This is a genomic window from Halorubrum sp. Atlit-28R (assembly GCF_003665955.1).
Lineage (GTDB): Archaea > Halobacteriota > Halobacteria > Halobacteriales > Haloferacaceae > Halorubrum > Halorubrum tropicale.
Map to the genome: position 1 here is coordinate 1 of NZ_QPLS01000312.1, position 431 is coordinate 431.

General features: G+C 50.3%; 1 protein-coding gene. It reads right to left on the reverse strand.

From position 1 onward, the window contains the following. On the reverse strand, positions 1–154 hold a 154-nt coding region (locus tag DVK06_RS18075; RefSeq protein ID WP_233561835.1), incomplete at its 3' end, for an ATP-binding protein. Positions 155–431 lie beyond the last annotated feature (277 nt).

Below are 431 nucleotides of genomic sequence, written 5' to 3' on the forward strand. Positions count from 1 at the left end.
CATCGTCTCGGTCACGAATTGCTTCACGGACGAGCGCACTCTTTCCAAGCCGCCGCCGGCCATAGATGACGAGCAACTCCACCGTATCACGGTCGAACCGGGATCGAAGAAACGAGAGTTCGTCGTCGCGGTTGACGAAGGAAGGCCGAGACATAGTCTGTGTTTGGCTTGGTAGATGATAGTCGTTCTGATTATCTTAATCGTGGTTTTACTAACCGTGATTTTACTAACTAGATTCGGGCGCAAGCAGCTAAAATTACTAATTTCCAGCAAATCTATTTTACTTACTGCGCTCGTACGACGACCAGTGACCGGAGCAGGCTCCCCCACAACACCGTGGCAAGGTGACGTCAACGAGACAGTCATTGATGACTGGAAAGCAGATACCACGACGTTCGAACGTATTCGGCAGGTAATCGACGTTACAACGA